The sequence below is a fragment of the Mucilaginibacter sp. genome (assembly GCF_028288185.1).
Taxonomy (GTDB): domain Bacteria; phylum Bacteroidota; class Bacteroidia; order Sphingobacteriales; family Sphingobacteriaceae; genus Mucilaginibacter.
Genome location: NZ_JAQBOF010000002.1, coordinates 26,818 through 43,647 on the forward strand (window position 1 = coordinate 26,818; position 16,830 = coordinate 43,647).

General features: G+C 42.6%; 13 protein-coding genes. 8 read left to right on the forward strand and 5 right to left on the reverse strand.

Annotated elements, in window-relative coordinates:
* Positions 1-8 precede the first annotated feature (8 nt).
* The 3 genes from aat (at position 9) to JWQ34_RS00310 (ending at position 2,377) form a co-directional block, all read left to right on the forward strand.
* Positions 9-635, forward strand: a complete 627-nt coding sequence (aat, locus tag JWQ34_RS00300) for a leucyl/phenylalanyl-tRNA--protein transferase (RefSeq protein WP_299352219.1) — start codon at positions 9-11, stop codon at positions 633-635.
* A gap of 74 nt (positions 636-709) precedes the next feature.
* Entirely contained in the window at positions 710-1,288 is a 579-nt protein-coding gene (gene ruvC / locus JWQ34_RS00305; protein WP_299352222.1) for a crossover junction endodeoxyribonuclease RuvC, read from the forward strand.
* A gap of 168 nt (positions 1,289-1,456) precedes the next feature.
* Positions 1,457-2,377, forward strand: coding sequence for a nucleotidyltransferase domain-containing protein (locus tag JWQ34_RS00310; protein ID WP_299352225.1), 921 nt, complete (start codon positions 1,457-1,459; stop codon positions 2,375-2,377).
* Between the two features lie 53 nt (positions 2,378-2,430).
* Here JWQ34_RS00310 and JWQ34_RS00315 read toward each other — a convergent pair whose 3' ends face one another.
* Positions 2,431-3,165 carry a class I SAM-dependent methyltransferase gene (locus tag JWQ34_RS00315; RefSeq protein ID WP_299352228.1) on the reverse strand — a complete coding sequence of 245 codons (735 nt, stop codon included), beginning with the start codon at positions 3,163-3,165 and terminating at the stop codon, positions 2,431-2,433.
* Between the two features lie 288 nt (positions 3,166-3,453).
* On the opposite strand from JWQ34_RS00315, the gene JWQ34_RS00320 reads away from it, so the two are divergent.
* Positions 3,454-4,245: a class I SAM-dependent methyltransferase gene (locus JWQ34_RS00320; RefSeq protein WP_299352231.1), complete on the forward strand. Its 792-nt coding sequence runs from the start codon at positions 3,454-3,456 to the stop codon at positions 4,243-4,245.
* 54 nt (positions 4,246-4,299) lie between these two features.
* A complete protein-coding gene (locus JWQ34_RS00325; protein ID WP_299352234.1) occupies positions 4,300-5,529 on the forward strand; it encodes an acetylxylan esterase in 1,230 nt (409 codons plus the stop codon).
* Position 5,530: 1 nt separating this feature from the next.
* Here the strand turns inward: JWQ34_RS00325 and JWQ34_RS00330 are convergent, their stop codons facing one another.
* Entirely contained in the window at positions 5,531-7,603 is a 2,073-nt protein-coding gene (locus JWQ34_RS00330) for a polysaccharide lyase family 8 super-sandwich domain-containing protein (RefSeq protein ID WP_299352237.1), read from the reverse strand.
* Between the two features lie 77 nt (positions 7,604-7,680).
* On the opposite strand from JWQ34_RS00330, the gene JWQ34_RS00335 reads away from it, so the two are divergent.
* From JWQ34_RS00335 to JWQ34_RS00345, 3 genes are all read left to right on the forward strand, one after another.
* Complete coding sequence (locus JWQ34_RS00335; RefSeq protein WP_299352240.1) at positions 7,681-9,195, forward strand: hypothetical protein; 1,515 nt, start codon at positions 7,681-7,683, stop codon at positions 9,193-9,195.
* Positions 9,196-9,200: 5 nt separating this feature from the next.
* Entirely contained in the window at positions 9,201-10,025 is an 825-nt protein-coding gene (locus JWQ34_RS00340) for an alpha/beta hydrolase (protein WP_299352243.1), read from the forward strand.
* Positions 10,026-10,232: 207 nt separating this feature from the next.
* Complete coding sequence (locus JWQ34_RS00345) at positions 10,233-12,368, forward strand: hypothetical protein (RefSeq protein WP_299352246.1); 2,136 nt, start codon at positions 10,233-10,235, stop codon at positions 12,366-12,368.
* A 587-nt stretch (positions 12,369-12,955) separates the two neighbouring features.
* Here JWQ34_RS00345 and JWQ34_RS00350 read toward each other — a convergent pair.
* From JWQ34_RS00350 to JWQ34_RS00360, 3 genes are all read right to left on the reverse strand, one after another.
* The gene (locus JWQ34_RS00350) at positions 12,956-13,663 is read right to left on the reverse strand and encodes a DUF1080 domain-containing protein (RefSeq protein ID WP_299352249.1); all 708 of its coding nucleotides are present in this window, start codon (positions 13,661-13,663) and stop codon (positions 12,956-12,958) included.
* 35 nt (positions 13,664-13,698) lie between these two features.
* Complete coding sequence (locus JWQ34_RS00355) at positions 13,699-15,015, reverse strand: gluconate:H+ symporter (RefSeq protein WP_299352251.1); 1,317 nt, start codon at positions 15,013-15,015, stop codon at positions 13,699-13,701.
* Between the two features lie 89 nt (positions 15,016-15,104).
* Positions 15,105-16,820 (reverse strand): IlvD/Edd family dehydratase, encoded by a 1,716-nt coding sequence (locus tag JWQ34_RS00360; RefSeq protein ID WP_299352254.1) that lies wholly within the window; start codon positions 16,818-16,820, stop codon positions 15,105-15,107.
* Positions 16,821-16,830 lie beyond the last annotated feature (10 nt).

Consider the following 16,830-nt stretch of genomic DNA (forward strand, 5'->3'; position numbering starts at 1 on the left):
TGTGACAAATGATATTCAGGCTTACAGAACATTTACTATTTCCAGATCCTGAGTTGGCCGAGGATGATGGCCTTTTAGCCGTAGGCGGCGATCTTTCAACCGAACGATTAATCCTGGCCTATAAAAGCGGCATTTTCCCCTGGTATAGTGATGATACGCCTATTTTATGGTACTCGCCGCATGAGCGGTTTGTATTATATCCTGATGAATTAAATATATCATCCAGTATGAAAAGAATTTTAAACTCCAACCGCTTCCGGGTAAGTTTTAACACTTGCTTTGCAGATGTGATAGAAGCTTGCTCCGCAGTCGAACGTAAGGACCAGGACGGCACCTGGATAACTGCTGATATGAAAGATGCTTACATCCAGCTTCATCAACAGGGTAATGCACATTCTGTAGAGGTTTGGCAGGGCGATGATTTGGTGGGCGGTATGTACGGCATAGCCATTGGTGATGTGTTTTGTGGCGAAAGTATGTTTAGCAAAGTAAGCAACGCTTCAAAAACAGCATTGATTACCTTGATAAAAACCGGCGATTATAAATTACTGGATTGCCAGGTGCATACCGATCACCTGGAATCAATGGGCGCGAGGATGATCAGCAGAAAAGAATATATGACGATGCTTGGGTAATAATGTAGAATGATACCTACCTTTAACTGCGCTGCACCACGGTGCATTGGTGCACGTCAAACTTTAATAATTAAATGCAGCAAGCAATAAATATAAAAGAGCGTATAATTTTAGGTATAGACCCCGGCACAGCGGTTATGGGTTATGGATTGGTGAAAGAGGTGGGCTCAAAAATTGAACTGATTGCTTTAGGTGTGGTTAAGATGGATAAAATTGACGACCATATGCTAAAGCTGCAACGCATATTTGAAAAAACTGTTGCGCTTATTGATAACTACAAACCCGATTGCCTGGCTATCGAGGCACCTTTCTATGGCAAAAACATACAGGTAATGCTAAAACTGGGGAGGGCTCAGGGCGTTGCAATGGCCGCAGCTTTATCGCGCAGTATTGAGGTTACAGAGTACTCGCCACGCAAAATAAAACAATCTATTACGGGTAATGGCAATGCTACCAAAGAACAGGTTGCCGCCATGTTGCAAAATCTGTTAAGCTTTAAAGAAACACCCGATTTTTTAGATGCTACGGATGGTTTGGCCGTAGCTGTTTGCCATTCTTTCCAAAGGATGCCTACCGGAAAAAGTGGCAGCAAAAAATCATACTCAGGTTGGGATACTTTTGTTAAGGATAATGCTAAGCGGGTGGTTAAATAATGTGCAGATGTGTGGATGTACAGATGCATAAGTGAAATATCAGAACGTCCTTTTTGTAAATCGCCTGTTACAATAGCAAAATAGGTGACTTTTATTTAATTCAGGGGCAACCTATCTGCACACTAACCCGTCATCACTATAACAATAGAAAGATGCACAGGTAACAACGTGAACGCGGCAAAAGAAAACATATTAGCAACATTGGCTTATTTTGATATATTCAAGTATCCGCTAACCAGTGGAGAGATATATTTATTTCTAAAAAATAAATATAACCAGAATGACTTCGAATTTGCCCTTAAATATTTGGTTGCCGGTCAATCTGTTTACCAGTTTAGCAATTTTTATACTTTACGAAACGACCACGAGCTAATAGTTCGCAGATATAACGGCAACCAAAAAGCCGCCGAGTTGATCAAAACAGCCTCAAAAGTGGGCGATATGCTTATCAAATTTCCTTATGTGCGTGGGATTGCCATATCGGGTTCGTTATCAAAAAACTTCGCTGACGAACATTCTGATATCGATCTGTTTATTATCACTGCCAAAAACCGCCTGTGGATAGCACGTACTTTAATGCATGCCTTTAAAAAATTAACCTTTTTGGTAAACAAACAGGACTATTTTTGCATGAATTATTATATAGACGAGGAGCAACTGGAAATAAAGGAAAAAACCATTTATACCGCTATTGAGGTTGTTACTCTTATCCCGCTGCAAGGCGATACTGTGATTGAGCAATTTTATGCCGCCAACGGCTGGACGCGCGAGTATCTGCCCAATAAAATAATGCGCATATCATCGGCAAAGCCGTTAAAGCCGTCTTTGTTTAAACAATTGTTTGAAAAGATATTGGATAACCGCCTTGGCAATGCTATTGATAATATATTGATGCAAATAACCGCCGGCAGATGGCTTAAAAAAACCGAGTCGAAAAAACTCAACTCAAAAGGCGCCATTATGAGCATGGATACCGGCAAGCATTATGCTAAACCAGATCCGGGAAACTTCCAGGCCAAACTGCTTAAACAATACCAGCAAAAAATATCGCAGATATTGGTTGTCCCTGAAAACTTACTGGCTAATTAAGTACTTTAACGATTATTTCTGTTAGAACAATAACCAACTGAAGGCTATGATCCTTATTTACTGATAGCGACCCAATAAAACGGGTCTTTTTTGAACAAGCGATTAAATAAGCTTGTAGGGTTAAACATTACCCGGTAATTAAATCCCCAAAATTCACTTATATCATGGTGAAAGTAATGATCGGCCATGGCGGGAATGCCCATATCTTTATAATAGGTGCGGCAGCGCTCGGCAGCTATAGCTGCGCCGTCCGGATCATAAAAAGGGGTATCAATGATGTGTGTCTCACCTCCTCGATTTAATAGACTCTCGGCCTGGCGCAAAACAGCCACAACCGATGGAAAGTATTGTAAGGATGCTGCAAAAACAACAATATCAAATTTCTCTTTATCAAAGGTGTTTTCATTAAAGCTATCGTATACAAACTCTAAATTAGATTTTTTAAACACCCTGCTTGCCTGGTTAATTTCGACCTGATTAACATCAAGGCCGGTTATATACGTGTTAGGCAGATCGGCCATTTTTGATGAGAGCCAGCCGTTACCACAGCCCACTTCTAATATCCTTAAAAATTTGCGCTTTTTACTTAAATAAGCCAGCAACCTATTGGCAGAATGTTTGCGTATTTCCCATTCGGGCGAGTTGGTGCCAAAATCAGGCAATCCTTTTAGTTGCAGATCGGTATATGTCTTTTTTTCGGATTCTCTTACGGCACAATATAATTCCTCAAAATCCGGCTTGCGGGATTTTACACGGTTAATTCCTTTATTTTGAATAGCTATATCCAATGGTAATTTTATTTGTATCAGGCATTAAATACATGCTTTTTTTACTTCGCATTTGAAAACTAAATAGTGATGGATCTGCACCCATCACTATCTGGAGAAACTAAAATCTATAATTACACAATTATCGAAACAGTTACGCCCCACACTAGCCAAAGGTTGCCCATTACCCGAAATAAATTACCGGGGCAACCTTTACAAATAGCCACCCGTAATTGATATATAATGTTTAAAACCATTGTACACATCAATTGTAATTTCTATTATAAGTCCTTTAAAACTATTTACCATATGAGCACCATGATAGCAACTACCAACCCAATAAACAGCTTGATATCAACCTTAAAAAGGGCCATGCAGAGAAATATTTTTTTTACCCCTGTAAAAGAAAAAAAGTCAGTTGAGGCTTATGATATATGGGCAGAAAGTTATGATGTGCAACCCGGTAATTTAATGTTGGATATGGATGAAGAGGTGTTTACAGAATTGCTGTCCGAGGTTAATCTAAAAGGAGCAGCAATTGCCGATATAGGCTGCGGCACTGGCAGGCACTGGCCAAAACTTTTAAAAGCCAAACCGGCAAGCATTACCGGCTTTGATGTTTCGGCAGGGATGTTGAGACGTTTAGAGGAAAAATTTCCGGCAGCAAAAACCAACCAGATAACAGATAACCTTTTCGCGGATACCGATACCGCCACTTACGATGTAATAGTATCAACACTTACTGTGGCACATATTGAAAACATTGAAGAGGCGCTGCAAGCCTGGTGCCGCATATTAAAACATAACGGCGATATTATTATAACCGATTTCCATCCTAATGCCTTGGCATTTGGCGGCAAGCGCACATTCCAGCACAACAATAACAGTATCTCTATTCAAAACTTTGTACATTATGTATATGACATTGAAGGCATCCTGCTAAAAAATGGCTTCCAGATAGTTAACAAGCTGGAAAGGAAAATTGACGAGTCGGTAAAACATTATTACGAAGATAAAAACGCATTACACGTGTACGAAAAATTTAAAGACGCCCGCATTATATACGGCATCCATTTAAAAAGGACGCATACTATTTACTAAACCGCATATTTATCTATCTTTAGCTATCTGTTACCTAAATAGATACGTTATACTATGCCGGTTAAAAATTATTTATCGCTTGCTATTATAGCAATAGCTATTACATTAAGTGCGCATGCACAAAGCAATTTGTCGTGGTTGGCAGATCCGCTAACCATGAGTGATGGCAGCAAAGTAGCCACTACAAAACAATGGCAAAAAAGACGCAAAGAACTACTGCAATTTTTCACTACCGAAATGTATGGCCAACAACCCGCGCGGCCTGCAAACATGACTTTTAAAGTTTTCGAGACCAATAAAAATGCTTTGGGTGGTTTGGCAACCCGCAAACAGGTAACCGTTTATTTTAACGGCAAAACCGATGGCCCGCAAATGGATATACTCATCTATCTGCCTAACAAAGTAAAAAAGCCTGGTCTTATTTTACAGTTGGGGTTTAATGGCAATCAGACTTTAAGTAATGATACCGCCGTACGACTTTCAACCAGTTGGGTTGCAAACAGCAAAACAGCTATAAACAACAAAGCTAACGAAGCCAGCCGTGGTAAAAACCCCAACAGGGATGTTGAAATGATATTGAACCGAGGCTATGGTTTCGCCACTATTTATTGTGGTGATATTGACCCCGATTTTGATGATGGCTTTAAAAACGGCGTACATGCGCTATACCCCGAATTGCAAGGCCGTAGCGACAACTTTACTACCATAGGCGCATGGGCCTGGGGCCTTAGCCGCGCTTTAGATTATATGCAAACCGATAAAGACATCGATGCCAAAAAAGTTGCCGTATTTGGTTTTTCGCGATTGGGTAAGGCCGCGCTTTGGGCCGGCGCTACTGACGAGCGTTTCGCGATGGTGTTAAGTAATGAATCGGGCGCTGGTGGGGTGAGGATATTTAGGCGGGGCAAGGGCGAAGACATTAAACATTTATGTACCAGTTTTCCGCATTGGTTTGATGCAAACTTCAGAAAATATATGGGCCGGGATACGGTATTACCATTCGACCAGCATTTAGTAATATCTTTAATAGCGCCGAGGCCAATTGCCATTGGCAGCGCCGAAGGCGACCTGTATTCTGATCCTGAGGGCGAGTTTTTGGGTGGCGTATATGCCAGTCCGGTCTATAAACTATTCGGACTTGAAGGTTTACCTACCACCAAATGGCCGGGAGTTAATGAGCCGGTATCAGGGCAAATACAATATCATATCCGCCCGGGTAATCATAATATACTTACTTATGATTGGCAACAGTATCTTAACTTTATGGATAAGCATTTTAAGTAGGTTACAATACCACCTTTACAGACGATCCTTTATAATCACCCATCGGTAGTTTTACCTGCCGGATAATTTTACCGATACTTAAATTGATGGTATCCTGTTGGCGCGTAGGGTCTGATACCCATACATCGCTTAGCTTATTTCTGCTCTTTTTACAAATAAGCAGGCAAGGCTTATCTGTTTTTAGTGTTATATGGTTTACTATTATGCTGCCGGGTTGGTAAAAGACAATCATTATGTTATTACCTGATGTTATGGCCTGCGTACTGGTTGTATTTGCTAATATATTAACCCCGGTATTTAACCCGGCTTGTAGTTGTTTTACATTAACTCCCGGCTTTATCAGATAGGCATATTTATTATTTTGGTTATGCTCAATATAAGTTGTGGTTACGTTGCCCGCTGATGGTTTATCGTCACCTGTATCATTATTGTTTACGCCTTCCCAACCACTGCTTCGATATTCGGTTTTGGTTTTGACGCTTTCGGTGTTATCCAGGAAATAGTAGGCTTTACCATCATGCCATAGCCATTTTTGCCCGTCTTTGTTTTTACTGTTGATGAGTGATCCTTCATGAAAGCTTTGGTCTACCGTTGTCACCAGATTTTTCTTTTCTGCTGATTCTATCCCCGCGCCTAAGGCTATCAGCATATCATCAACAAAAAAGTAGCTTTTATGTGCTTTAACATCCATTCGGTTATAATCCATAGCGCTGATGCCTTCAGCCCCGTTTGATACCTGGCCTACAAAGGTGGATGTATTCCCTGTTGCAAATGCTTTTTTTCCACCAGGGTCAACAGTAGTATCACAAGTTGTGCCCGGTAACATTGTCCAGTTCCAAATGGCCTCAATATCGTTGTACTCTTTACCGTTGCTTTGCACCAGTGCAAGGCCATCATTAATAAATGCGCCTTTTAAATTTTCGCTGTTTATTGATTCCAGCCTTTTTACAAACGGGCCATGCATTTTTACGCTCATCAGGTAATGGTCTTTTTTTAACTGCACCATATAATCGCTGCGCCAAAAACCTTTGTTGCCTGCAAGTTTACAATTACCTGGGTAATCAAACCCGTCTATAACATCCCTGCACTGGTAACTATGATCTAAAGAACGGATGAGATCAAAGTCTTCGTACAGGTTAGTACCGCGCTTAACCGCAGCATTTTTACGTAATTGCCTGCCAATGGCAGGGATATCCATAGCGCCTTTATAAATCGTCCACCTTAAACCATTAGCGCAATAATTAAAAACTATCTGCTGCTTAGCTTTATCAAACGCCAGCGGACTATGGTCTGTAACCGACATCCAAAACAATAATGAGTTTACAAATGACAATCCGTAATTACCCACCTGCATCATAGCGCCATGTTGGTGAAAAGAATAATCGGGTTGTATACCCTCGCCGGTAGTTACTGTTATTACGCCCTGCATCCCGGCCATTGCTTTTGCAAACGCCGTGTAATCATTATGTATTAATGCTACACGTGCCTCGTTATCTAACTGCCATATCAGGTTTTGGCCAGTAGCGGCATTTACAGGTATGCGTTTAACAAGTACGTTGTTCAGGAAGTCGAGTTCATCCGGTTGCGCATTGTCGCCCAATTGTAGTATGATGCTCGAATAAGCAAACGGCACATTAATATTATTGTGCCACCAGTTTTCGCATTTAAAATCGTTTTTTATCCAAAAGCGCAATGCTTTATGTATGGCTGTAAGATACGCCGGATCATTATTTTTAAAGTAAGCACGGCCCAACAATAGTATCCTATATAAATGCCCCGCAGGTGCCCAGGTCCCACGGGTTTGATTTTTGTAGGAGATGTCGCCCCAGCTACCATCTGCGGTTAAAGTATTTAAATACCCGGCTACATTGGTGTTATATTTAATGTCATCGGTAAGCCGTAAGCCACGCTCGGTAGCGTAAACCGTGTCTGACAATAACATTTGCCTGCAATGTTTATGAATCTCTTTAATAACAGCATCAGCGTTGTTAGTTTGGCTATAGACCTTTACCATGCCCAATAATGAGCAGATAAATAATATCAATACTTTTGTAATTTTATGAGGTAAATTCATGGTCGGATGCCCAAATGTAAATAATTATAGGATATTTGATCAACCACCAATTAATCAACCACAATTAAAACCTTAAAATGAGAACGTTTTTTAAACTCACTCTAGCCATCGTTGGCCTGTTACTGATAGTTATCGGTAAAATATCAGCCCAAGCGCTAACCACCTTCGAAGGCGAAAAAACCAGCTGGCATGGCTTTGACCGTTACGATTATTTAATGGATATGGAAACCATGGCCATTAAACCCATAAAAGCAACCCCGCAGGAAGGTACAGGCATGAACGATGCTAATACGCCAAAAGGCACCATCCGCTGTATCGTTATTGTACCCAAAGCGGCAGCGCCTGGCAACCCGTGTACCTGGCGCGGGTTTTATTGGGATCATGAATCACAATCAGAAGTAGAGTTGCTTAAACGCGGTTTCCACGTGGTGTATTGCAATATTGACCCCGATAACCATTGGGAGGCCTGGTATGATTTTTTTACCAAACACGGCCTGTCCAAAAAGCCTGCCTTTAGCGGCATGAGCCGTGGCGGTATTAATGAATATGCCTGGGCAACTACGCACCCTGATAAAGTATCTTGCTTATATGCGGATAATCCTGCTATTCGCCCCGAGAGTTTTGCAAAGCTTGACCTGTTGGTTAAATATGATATCCCGGTATTGAGTTTGGTGGGTACCGAAGACTTTTTGTTCCCGACCAATACCATACCTATCGAGGATATTTATCATCAGTTAGGCGGCCGCATGACCATGATGATAAAAGAAGGCACACCGCACCACCCGCATAGCATCCGCGATGCTAAATTTATTGCCGACTGGGTAGAGCAAAATATTAAACCAACCATAAGCGACCCGCTGTTTGCCGACACCGCCGCTTATACAAAAACCTACTATTATAGCCTGGAAAATCAATATCAATTTCTTAAAGCGGAGAAAACTTATGCAACCGTACGCGGCCCATGGTTTACGCCTGTTTATGATGTTTATATGGCTAAAACGGCAAGCAAATATGGTATAAAGGGGTTAACTATTATCGCGCCTAACAAACCTGCACCGGGTAACCCATGGGTTTTCAGGACCGACCGTACCATAGCCCGTGATGCTGCCGTTGAGCAGGCTTTATTGGCTAAGGGTTATTATGTGGTGATACCGCCAATAACATCGCAGTCTGGACCTGTACGTAAGGATTGGGATAAGATTTATACCACACTTACCGGCAAGGGTTTCTCTAAGAAACCGGTTATGATGGGCACCGGCGCTTATGGCGGCGAGGCTTACGAATGGGCTATTTACAACCCCGACAAGATATCGTGCATATATGTAGATAACGTTGCCATGCGCAGCCTGATGGAAAAGAAGGCACCAATTGATACCCTTGCCCCGCTTACTAAAGCCGGCATAAAAACCCTGCACGTTAGTGGCGCTACCGATCCATGGTTAACAACCGACACCCGAGTTGCCGAGCAGCGCTACAAAGCGCTTGGCGGCAGCATGACAGTTATTACTATCCCCGGTGAGGGGCATTTTCCTAAAGTGCCGAGGGAACCGGGACAGATCGTAGCGTTTATTGTTAAGAATACGAAAGAGTAATACTTATGTTTAAAAACACCACATTAATATTATTGCTATCGATTGCCTTTATATCAGCAGCTTTCAGTCAGTCTAAAATAAACTACGGCCATAATGATAGCGTGGGCCGGTTTTATGATGTACGCGGCATTAAAATGTATACCGAAGTTTACGGCACCGGCAAGCCTTTATTAATGATACATGGTAACGGCGGAAGTATGGGTGCGTTTAGCAATACCATACCTTATTTTGCCAAAAAATACCAGGTTATAGCTGTTGATAGCCGCGCGCATGGCCGCACCAAAGACGACCGCGACTCGTTAAGTTTTGAAATGATGGCCGATGATTTTGATGCCTTGCTTACCGCCATGCATATAGATTCGGCTTATGTTTTGGGTTGGAGCGATGGTGGTATTAACGCACTGGTGCTGGCTATGCGGCACCCTGATAAAGTAATTAAACTGGCATCAACCGGGGCCAATTTAGTACCCGATTCTACAGGGCTGATCCCATCCTACTGGAAAGGCGAGCAAAAAGATTACAAAGAATGGCAAAAAAAGATGCCGTTAAAAGATGCCAGAACAAGAAATATTTATAAAGTTTTTATGTTGGATTGGCTTCAACCTAACATATCCTTTAGTGCACTCAAGGCTATTAAGTGTCCATCACTCATCATCGGCGGCGATCATGACCTTATACCTGTGCCTCATACCGTTGCTATAGCGCAGTCCATCACCAGATCATATTTATGGATTGTACCCAACTCGGGCCATGGCACGCTCATTGAGCACAGGGATGAGTTTAATAAAATAGTTGATGATTTTTTTGAGAAGCCGTTTAGGAAGCGGTAGTAAAACAGGCTTGTCATTCTTTATGCTCCTTGATAAATTGAAAACTCTCCAACACTAAACCGGCGCAAATATGCCGGGCAGCGGGTGCGCAAAGACTACCTGTGCTTAACCTCCAATTAATTGCCAATAATATTATATATTAGAAATACTTATTACATTTGGGTAACCAATTATTAACCTACCCGTTAAACCTATAACCCATCGCTTATGAAAGCAACCTTACTTGCTTGTACATTAATGTTTTTGGCTGTTTTTTTTAATCCCGCAATAGCGCAAACGGATACTTCGATAATTGTACCTAAACTGTTTTCGCTGCCGAATACCGCCGTGTATGATCTTGGCAGAATGACCTTAAAAAAGAAATTCACCCAAGCCTACACCATCCACGCTGCCGACCTGGAGAAAATGCCCTTTACCGACCTGAAAGAAGCCCTGCTATTGTATATTAACGGCATTTACGGCCAGCAGCAAAAGTTTGCTTACGTAATAGATGGTGTTTTAAATACTGATGTTAACGCTTACAGCATCTATGATATAGACGAGATAACCGTGGTGCAAAACGCCGCTGTAGCGTTAAATGGTGTGCTGCCATCGCAGGTATTGGTGCTCATTAAAACCAAACGCGGCGGGCCCCGCCGCAAGGGTATAACTATTGCCGGACAAACCAATTTGGTTAGAAAATATACCGCTTTTAGCGCTAATACCAGCGCAGGTACTGGCAATGCGGGGTACAGCACGCAGGATCTTTACCAGCAATATTACGTATCGGCCTATACTAACACCCAAAACTTTAAAGCTGGTGTATCTGCAGATTTTCAGCAGAATGTATTTCCGCAATATTGGGACAAGACTTTCTACACAGCATTTAAGCCATTAGCCACTGATCGGTTTAAATTTAACGGCTATATGGATGTTAAATTAGATGCCAATAACACCATAAGCATTAACGCTGGTTATGTGCCGCAACGGGATAGGGAAAGTTTAACACCTATTATCTATGCATATAAAACATATAATAGCCAGTATATAGCGTATGGTAATGTAGTGCTTAAAACTAACATCGCCCAGTTGTTTACCAATAATCTGAGCCTGGGTTACCAGCGCCGCAAAAGCGCTTTCAGCAGCGAGTATATTTACCAGCCAACCAGCTTTCTTAAATCAAACGGTGTTGATAGCGTGGCTACCATAAATAGTTTGATAGTTAAAGATGATCTTTCTGCCCAAACCACTTTGGGCGACTTTACCCTTAACGCTAATATTAACGCTACTTATCGTGAAGCAACAGACACAGCAGCCTTTACCAAAAGCCAGTATTTGGCAACCTCTTCAAGTATAAATACAACACGCTATCTGCAAAAGCAAAAGCTGTTTGCCATAACACCATCAATTGCCGCAAGTTATGCTGATATAGCCACGTTACAGGTTGGCGTGCAAAAATACACCTATACCAATATGCCGGTATTTAATGGCACCAAATCGCCTAAAATATTGCCTTTCGCATCGTTAAGTGTTGATATTTTAAAACCTTTTTTTGTGCCAGACTCTATGAAGAAGACACCCACAACTAAACTAATGCTTTACGCGTCGTATGCAAGCACCATGTCGTACGTTGCAGACCTTGCCGGTAGTTTTGTAGATATATCGTACTACCCCCTCCGCGCTGCAGCTGGCAGGCAAACTATTTATGAACCTGTAAACCCGTATCAAACTTACAACCAAATCCAGGGCGGCTTAAGCTTGTCATTTTTAACAGAGGGGCTATCATTTAGCTACAACTACAGCAATTCAAAATTTAATACTACCTATTACATAGCGGGGGAAACCATAGCCCAAAAAGATACCATAAGGCAAACCACCGCTAATATTATTATGCACCGGTTGGGTATAACTTATACTTTACCCGGCAAGGGTGAGTTTAAATGGACCACCAGCTTAAACGGCACGCTTATTAAGAATAAGGATCTGAATACAAATTACACGCTATTACAGCTACGTGTAATTTACCCTAGCAAAAACCTGATAACCACCGGATTGGAGAGCCAAGCAAGCTATCGAAATTTTTTTGGAGGCGTTGCCGCCCGTTACGACTTTGACAAGGGCATATACCAACAGGTAGCTTCCGGCAACGGTAATTTTACTGTATATACTTCTGATGCCCGCGCGTTCAAATTGCAAAACGTTTATTTGGGTTACCGCTTAAAGCCGTTGGATATGATCAAATACCTTGATGTATTTATTAACGCCCGCAACCTTACCCAGGGCCAGGAGACAGAAGGACATGTGCCAGTATATGATGCTGAAAGTAAGCGGTTTATTGGCGTTGGGATAAAGTTAGGATTGTAGACCTATCGCTCAGAATGACAACCAGAGTAAACAAAAACGGCCCGTGGTGATCCTGTAGTTGGATGCGGTCCGATGTTAGAAGTCTCCGACTTCGAGCCGCTATGTCTGTAGTTTGCAACTACTGTAAATACAAAAGGCCCGAGATCGCTCCCAAGCCTTTCATTTGCCCCTCTGCCCAAATTTTCGTATCTTTGAATAACATCCACGCTTGCAGTTTGCCTGTTAATCAGCACAAATATTTCAAATACATTTTTTGTTTAGTTCTTTAAAGATTTCTATTTATATAGCTGATAATCAATTATTTGAGTTAAATATTACTACCGGTATAATACCCAATACCCGAAAAATACCACTTTTTACTACCGGCCTAACGCCTTATACCCGAAAAGAGGTCTGTTTTACTACCGATAAAAACGGTGATACCCGGAGAACGGCATTTTTTACTACCGGCAATTGGCTTTATACTCGTGTTAAATTAATTAGCGTTTACCCCCGAAACCAGCCTGCCGGGGTTTATAATATGGTAGCCAGGGAAAACAAAAAAGGCTTGAACATTTGTTCAAGCCTTTTTCATCAGGTAAGAGCTATTACAACTCTCTTACCTTAATATTTTTAAATGCCACCGGCCCGTGGTGATCTTGTAGCTGGATGCGACCTTTTTCAACCGTGCCAAATACCGGCTCTACTTTGCTGAATTTACTTTTAGCTACCGCGGCCAGGTAGTCATCGCTGCCACGAGTGTACTCTAATACTTTAACGCCGTTTACCCAGTGCTGTACATTTTTGCCTTTAGCTACAATGCGTATGGTATTCCATTGGCCCGGAGGATTAACTTTTTTGTTGGCCTCTATCGGTGGCAATACATCGTATAATGACCCTAGCAGGTGGTTGGGTAGTTTATTATCCTCGCCCAATACATCATCAATGATCTGAAACTCGCAGCCCAGGTTGCCGCCTTTATCATATTTATGGCAAAAGTATTTTATGCCGGTGTTGGTGCCGGGCTCAATATTAAAATCGGCAGAAAATTCAAAATCGCCGTATTCATCGGTAGTATAAATGTCGCCGCCTTTGGCATCTTTTTTAAGGGTGATGGCACCATTAATAACTTCCCATGCGCCGGGAGTAGCTTTTACCAAAGAGCCATCGCCGTTTACCCAGCCGTTGGCTGTTGTTCCGTCAAATAAAAGCTTCCAATGCGCGGCAGCTTCTTTCTTGGTTAGGGTGTTGTCTTTTTGGCTAAAGGCAGCAGTTACTGCAACGCCCATCAGTAAGGTTAAAAATAATTTTTTCATGGTTTTTTATTGGTCTGATCAAAAATAATTAAAAATTATCGCACTATGGTATTCAATATCAACACTCCTCCCAACCCAATGACGGAAACCAGCGTCTCCATTAACGACCACGACAGGAACGTATTTTTCATACTGAGGCCAAAGTACTCCTTAGTAACCCAAAACGAGGTATCATTAACATGTGAGCAAAACAAACTGCCTGCGCCTATAGAAAGCACCATCAGGTTGGGATCGACTGGTACATGCTGCATTAGCGGGTAGATAATCCCTGCCGCAGTTAATCCAGCTACGGTTGCCGAGCCTAAGCATAATCTTAATACGGCGGCTATTATCCAGCCTAATAATAATGGCGGCAGGTTAAGACCCTGTAGGGTTGTGGCTATTTGTCCGCTGGCACCGCTGTCTAAAAATATTTGTTTTAATATGCCCGCGCTGCCTATTATTAATAATATCATGGCAACCTCTTTAACGGCATCGGCATAAACATTCATTACTTCATTTAATTTCATTCCCATGCGTATGCCTAAAGTATAAGTAGCTATTGCTATGGTTTCCATCATGGCCATGCTTGGGTCGCCCAGGAAAGCGGCGATGTTCTTTAGTTGCGCATTGTCGCCTGCAAAACGAATAACCACGGTGCTTAACCCAATAATAATAACCGGCAAAAGCGATGATAATATACTGTTGGTTAAACCCGGTAGTTTATCCTCGGGCATTTCCTGTACAGACATGGCTATTATGGATTGCGATGACATATTACGCAAGAACCTTGCAAACAGCGGCCCGGCAATTATAATAGTGGGGATAGCTACAATAAACCCATACCCAAAAACCTTACTTATATCAGCATGAAACTGCGTTGTAAGCGCCATTGGCGATGGGTGTGGCGGTAAAAAACCATGCATTACCGATAGCGATGCCAGCATAGGTATACCCACATACACCAACGGCAATTTATATCGGTTAGCTACTGAAAATATGATGGGTATCAGCAGGAAAAAACCAACATTATAATATAAAGGTATACCTACAATAAAACCGGTAGCGCACATGGCCCAGGTAATATATTTTTCGCCGAAGGCATTGCGCATAGAGGTGGCTATTTTTTGCGCCGCGCCGCTTATACCTACCAGCTTACCCAGCATGGAGCCCAATACAATAATAATAACCAGCGAGCCCAGCATATCGCCCAATCCTTTATTTACAGATTGAACAATATGCGGTAAAGGCATACCCAATAGCAAGGCAGCCATTATTGATATCACCAAAAAAGTAAGGAACACGTTTAGCCTTGCCCAGGTTACCAGCAGGATGAGCGTTACAATACAAAGGATAAGAGTTAGTATTACCATAGCCCCCTCTAAATCTCCCCCGGTAGGGGAGACTTTTTTGTTTTTTTATTTTTAAAAAGCCCTCCCTACCGGGGAGGGTTGGGTGGGACTCAATGCGAATCCCGCAACACTTCCGATCCCGAACCACCTACCAGGAAATCAAGGTCTGCACCTTTATCTGCCTGCTGCACGTGTTTAACATATAGATTGACATAGCCACGGTTTGAAGCCGGCGGCAGTGCCACCCATTTGCTTCGGCGCGTGGCTAGTTCTTCCTCTGATACTTCCAGGTGAATTGATTTGGCTGCCACATCCAGTTTTATCATATCGCCATTTTGCACCAATCCCAAGTTACCCCCAATGGCCGACTCGGGCGATACGTGTAAGATCACTGTACCAAAAGCGGTACCACTCATGCGTCCGTCTGATATGCGTACCATATCTGTAACGCCTTTTGCTAGCAGTTTTTTAGGCAGGGTCATGTTACCTACCTCGGGCATGCCTGGGTAGCCAACAGGGCCAACGCATTTTAAAACCATTACGCAGGTTTCGTCAATATCCAAGTTAGGGTCGTCAACACGGTCGTGGTAATCCTCAATGTTTTCAAAAACTACTGCACGGCCCCGGTGCTGCATTAATGCCGGTGTTGCTGCCGATGGTTTTATAACCGCGCCATTTACGGCCAGGTTACCTTTTAATACAACAATGCCCGCTTCCTCAATAATTGGCTTTTCGAACTGATGTATAACCTCTTCATTATATATAGTACCGACGGTTTCAATATTTTCTTTATGCGATTTACCCGTAACGGTAATGGCATCCATATCCAAAACCGGACTCATTTGTTTAATTATAGCGGGTAGACCTCCCGCATAATAAAAATCTTCCATCAGGAATTTACCCGATGGCATCAAGTCAAGCAACAAGGGCATTTTACTGCCGATGTTATCAAAATCCTCCAGGTTTAATTCAACGCCAATACGTCCCGCGATAGCGGTTAAATGGATAACAAAGTTGGATGAGCCGCCAATGGCCGCGTTAACTTTTATTGCGTTCTCGAAAGCTGCGCGGGTTAATATTTTTGATATTTTAAGATCTTCCTTAACCATTTCGACAATGCGCCTGCCGGAGAGTTGGGCCAATCTTTTCCTTCGCGAATCAACCGCCGGAATAGCCGCGCCGCCGCTTAATGACATCCCTAACGACTCTACCATACAAGCCATGGTTGACGCGGTACCCATAGTCATACAGTGGCCGGGGCTGCGCGACATGCAGCTCTCGGCTTCGGCAAACTCTGCATAGGATATTTTACCGGTTTTCAGGTCGTCCGTAAACGTCCAAACGTTAGTGCCGGATCCTATATCATGTCCCTTATATTTACCATTCAGCATAGGGCCGCCTTGTACCACGATGGTTGGCAAATCAACACTGGCGGCACCCATTAAGGTTGATGGGGTAGTTTTATCGCAGCCGGTAAGCAGTACAACACCGTCAAGTGGGTTACCTCTTATTGACTCCTCCGCATCCATGCTGGCCAGGTTTCTAAACAGCATGGCGGTAGGTTTTAGCAATGTTTCGCCTAATGACATAATTGGAAACTCCAGCGGGAAACCACCTGCTTCTAATACCCCGCGCTTTACGCTTTCGGCAATATCACGCAGGTGGGCATTGCAGGGGGTAAGTTCAGACCAGGTATTGCATATACCAATTACCGGGCGGCCGTCAAACATATCCTCGGGCATACCCTGGTTCTTCATCCAACTGCGGTAGATGAAACCCATTTTATCTTTTTTACCAAACCAGTCTGTACTGCGAAACTTAGACATAACTTATAGA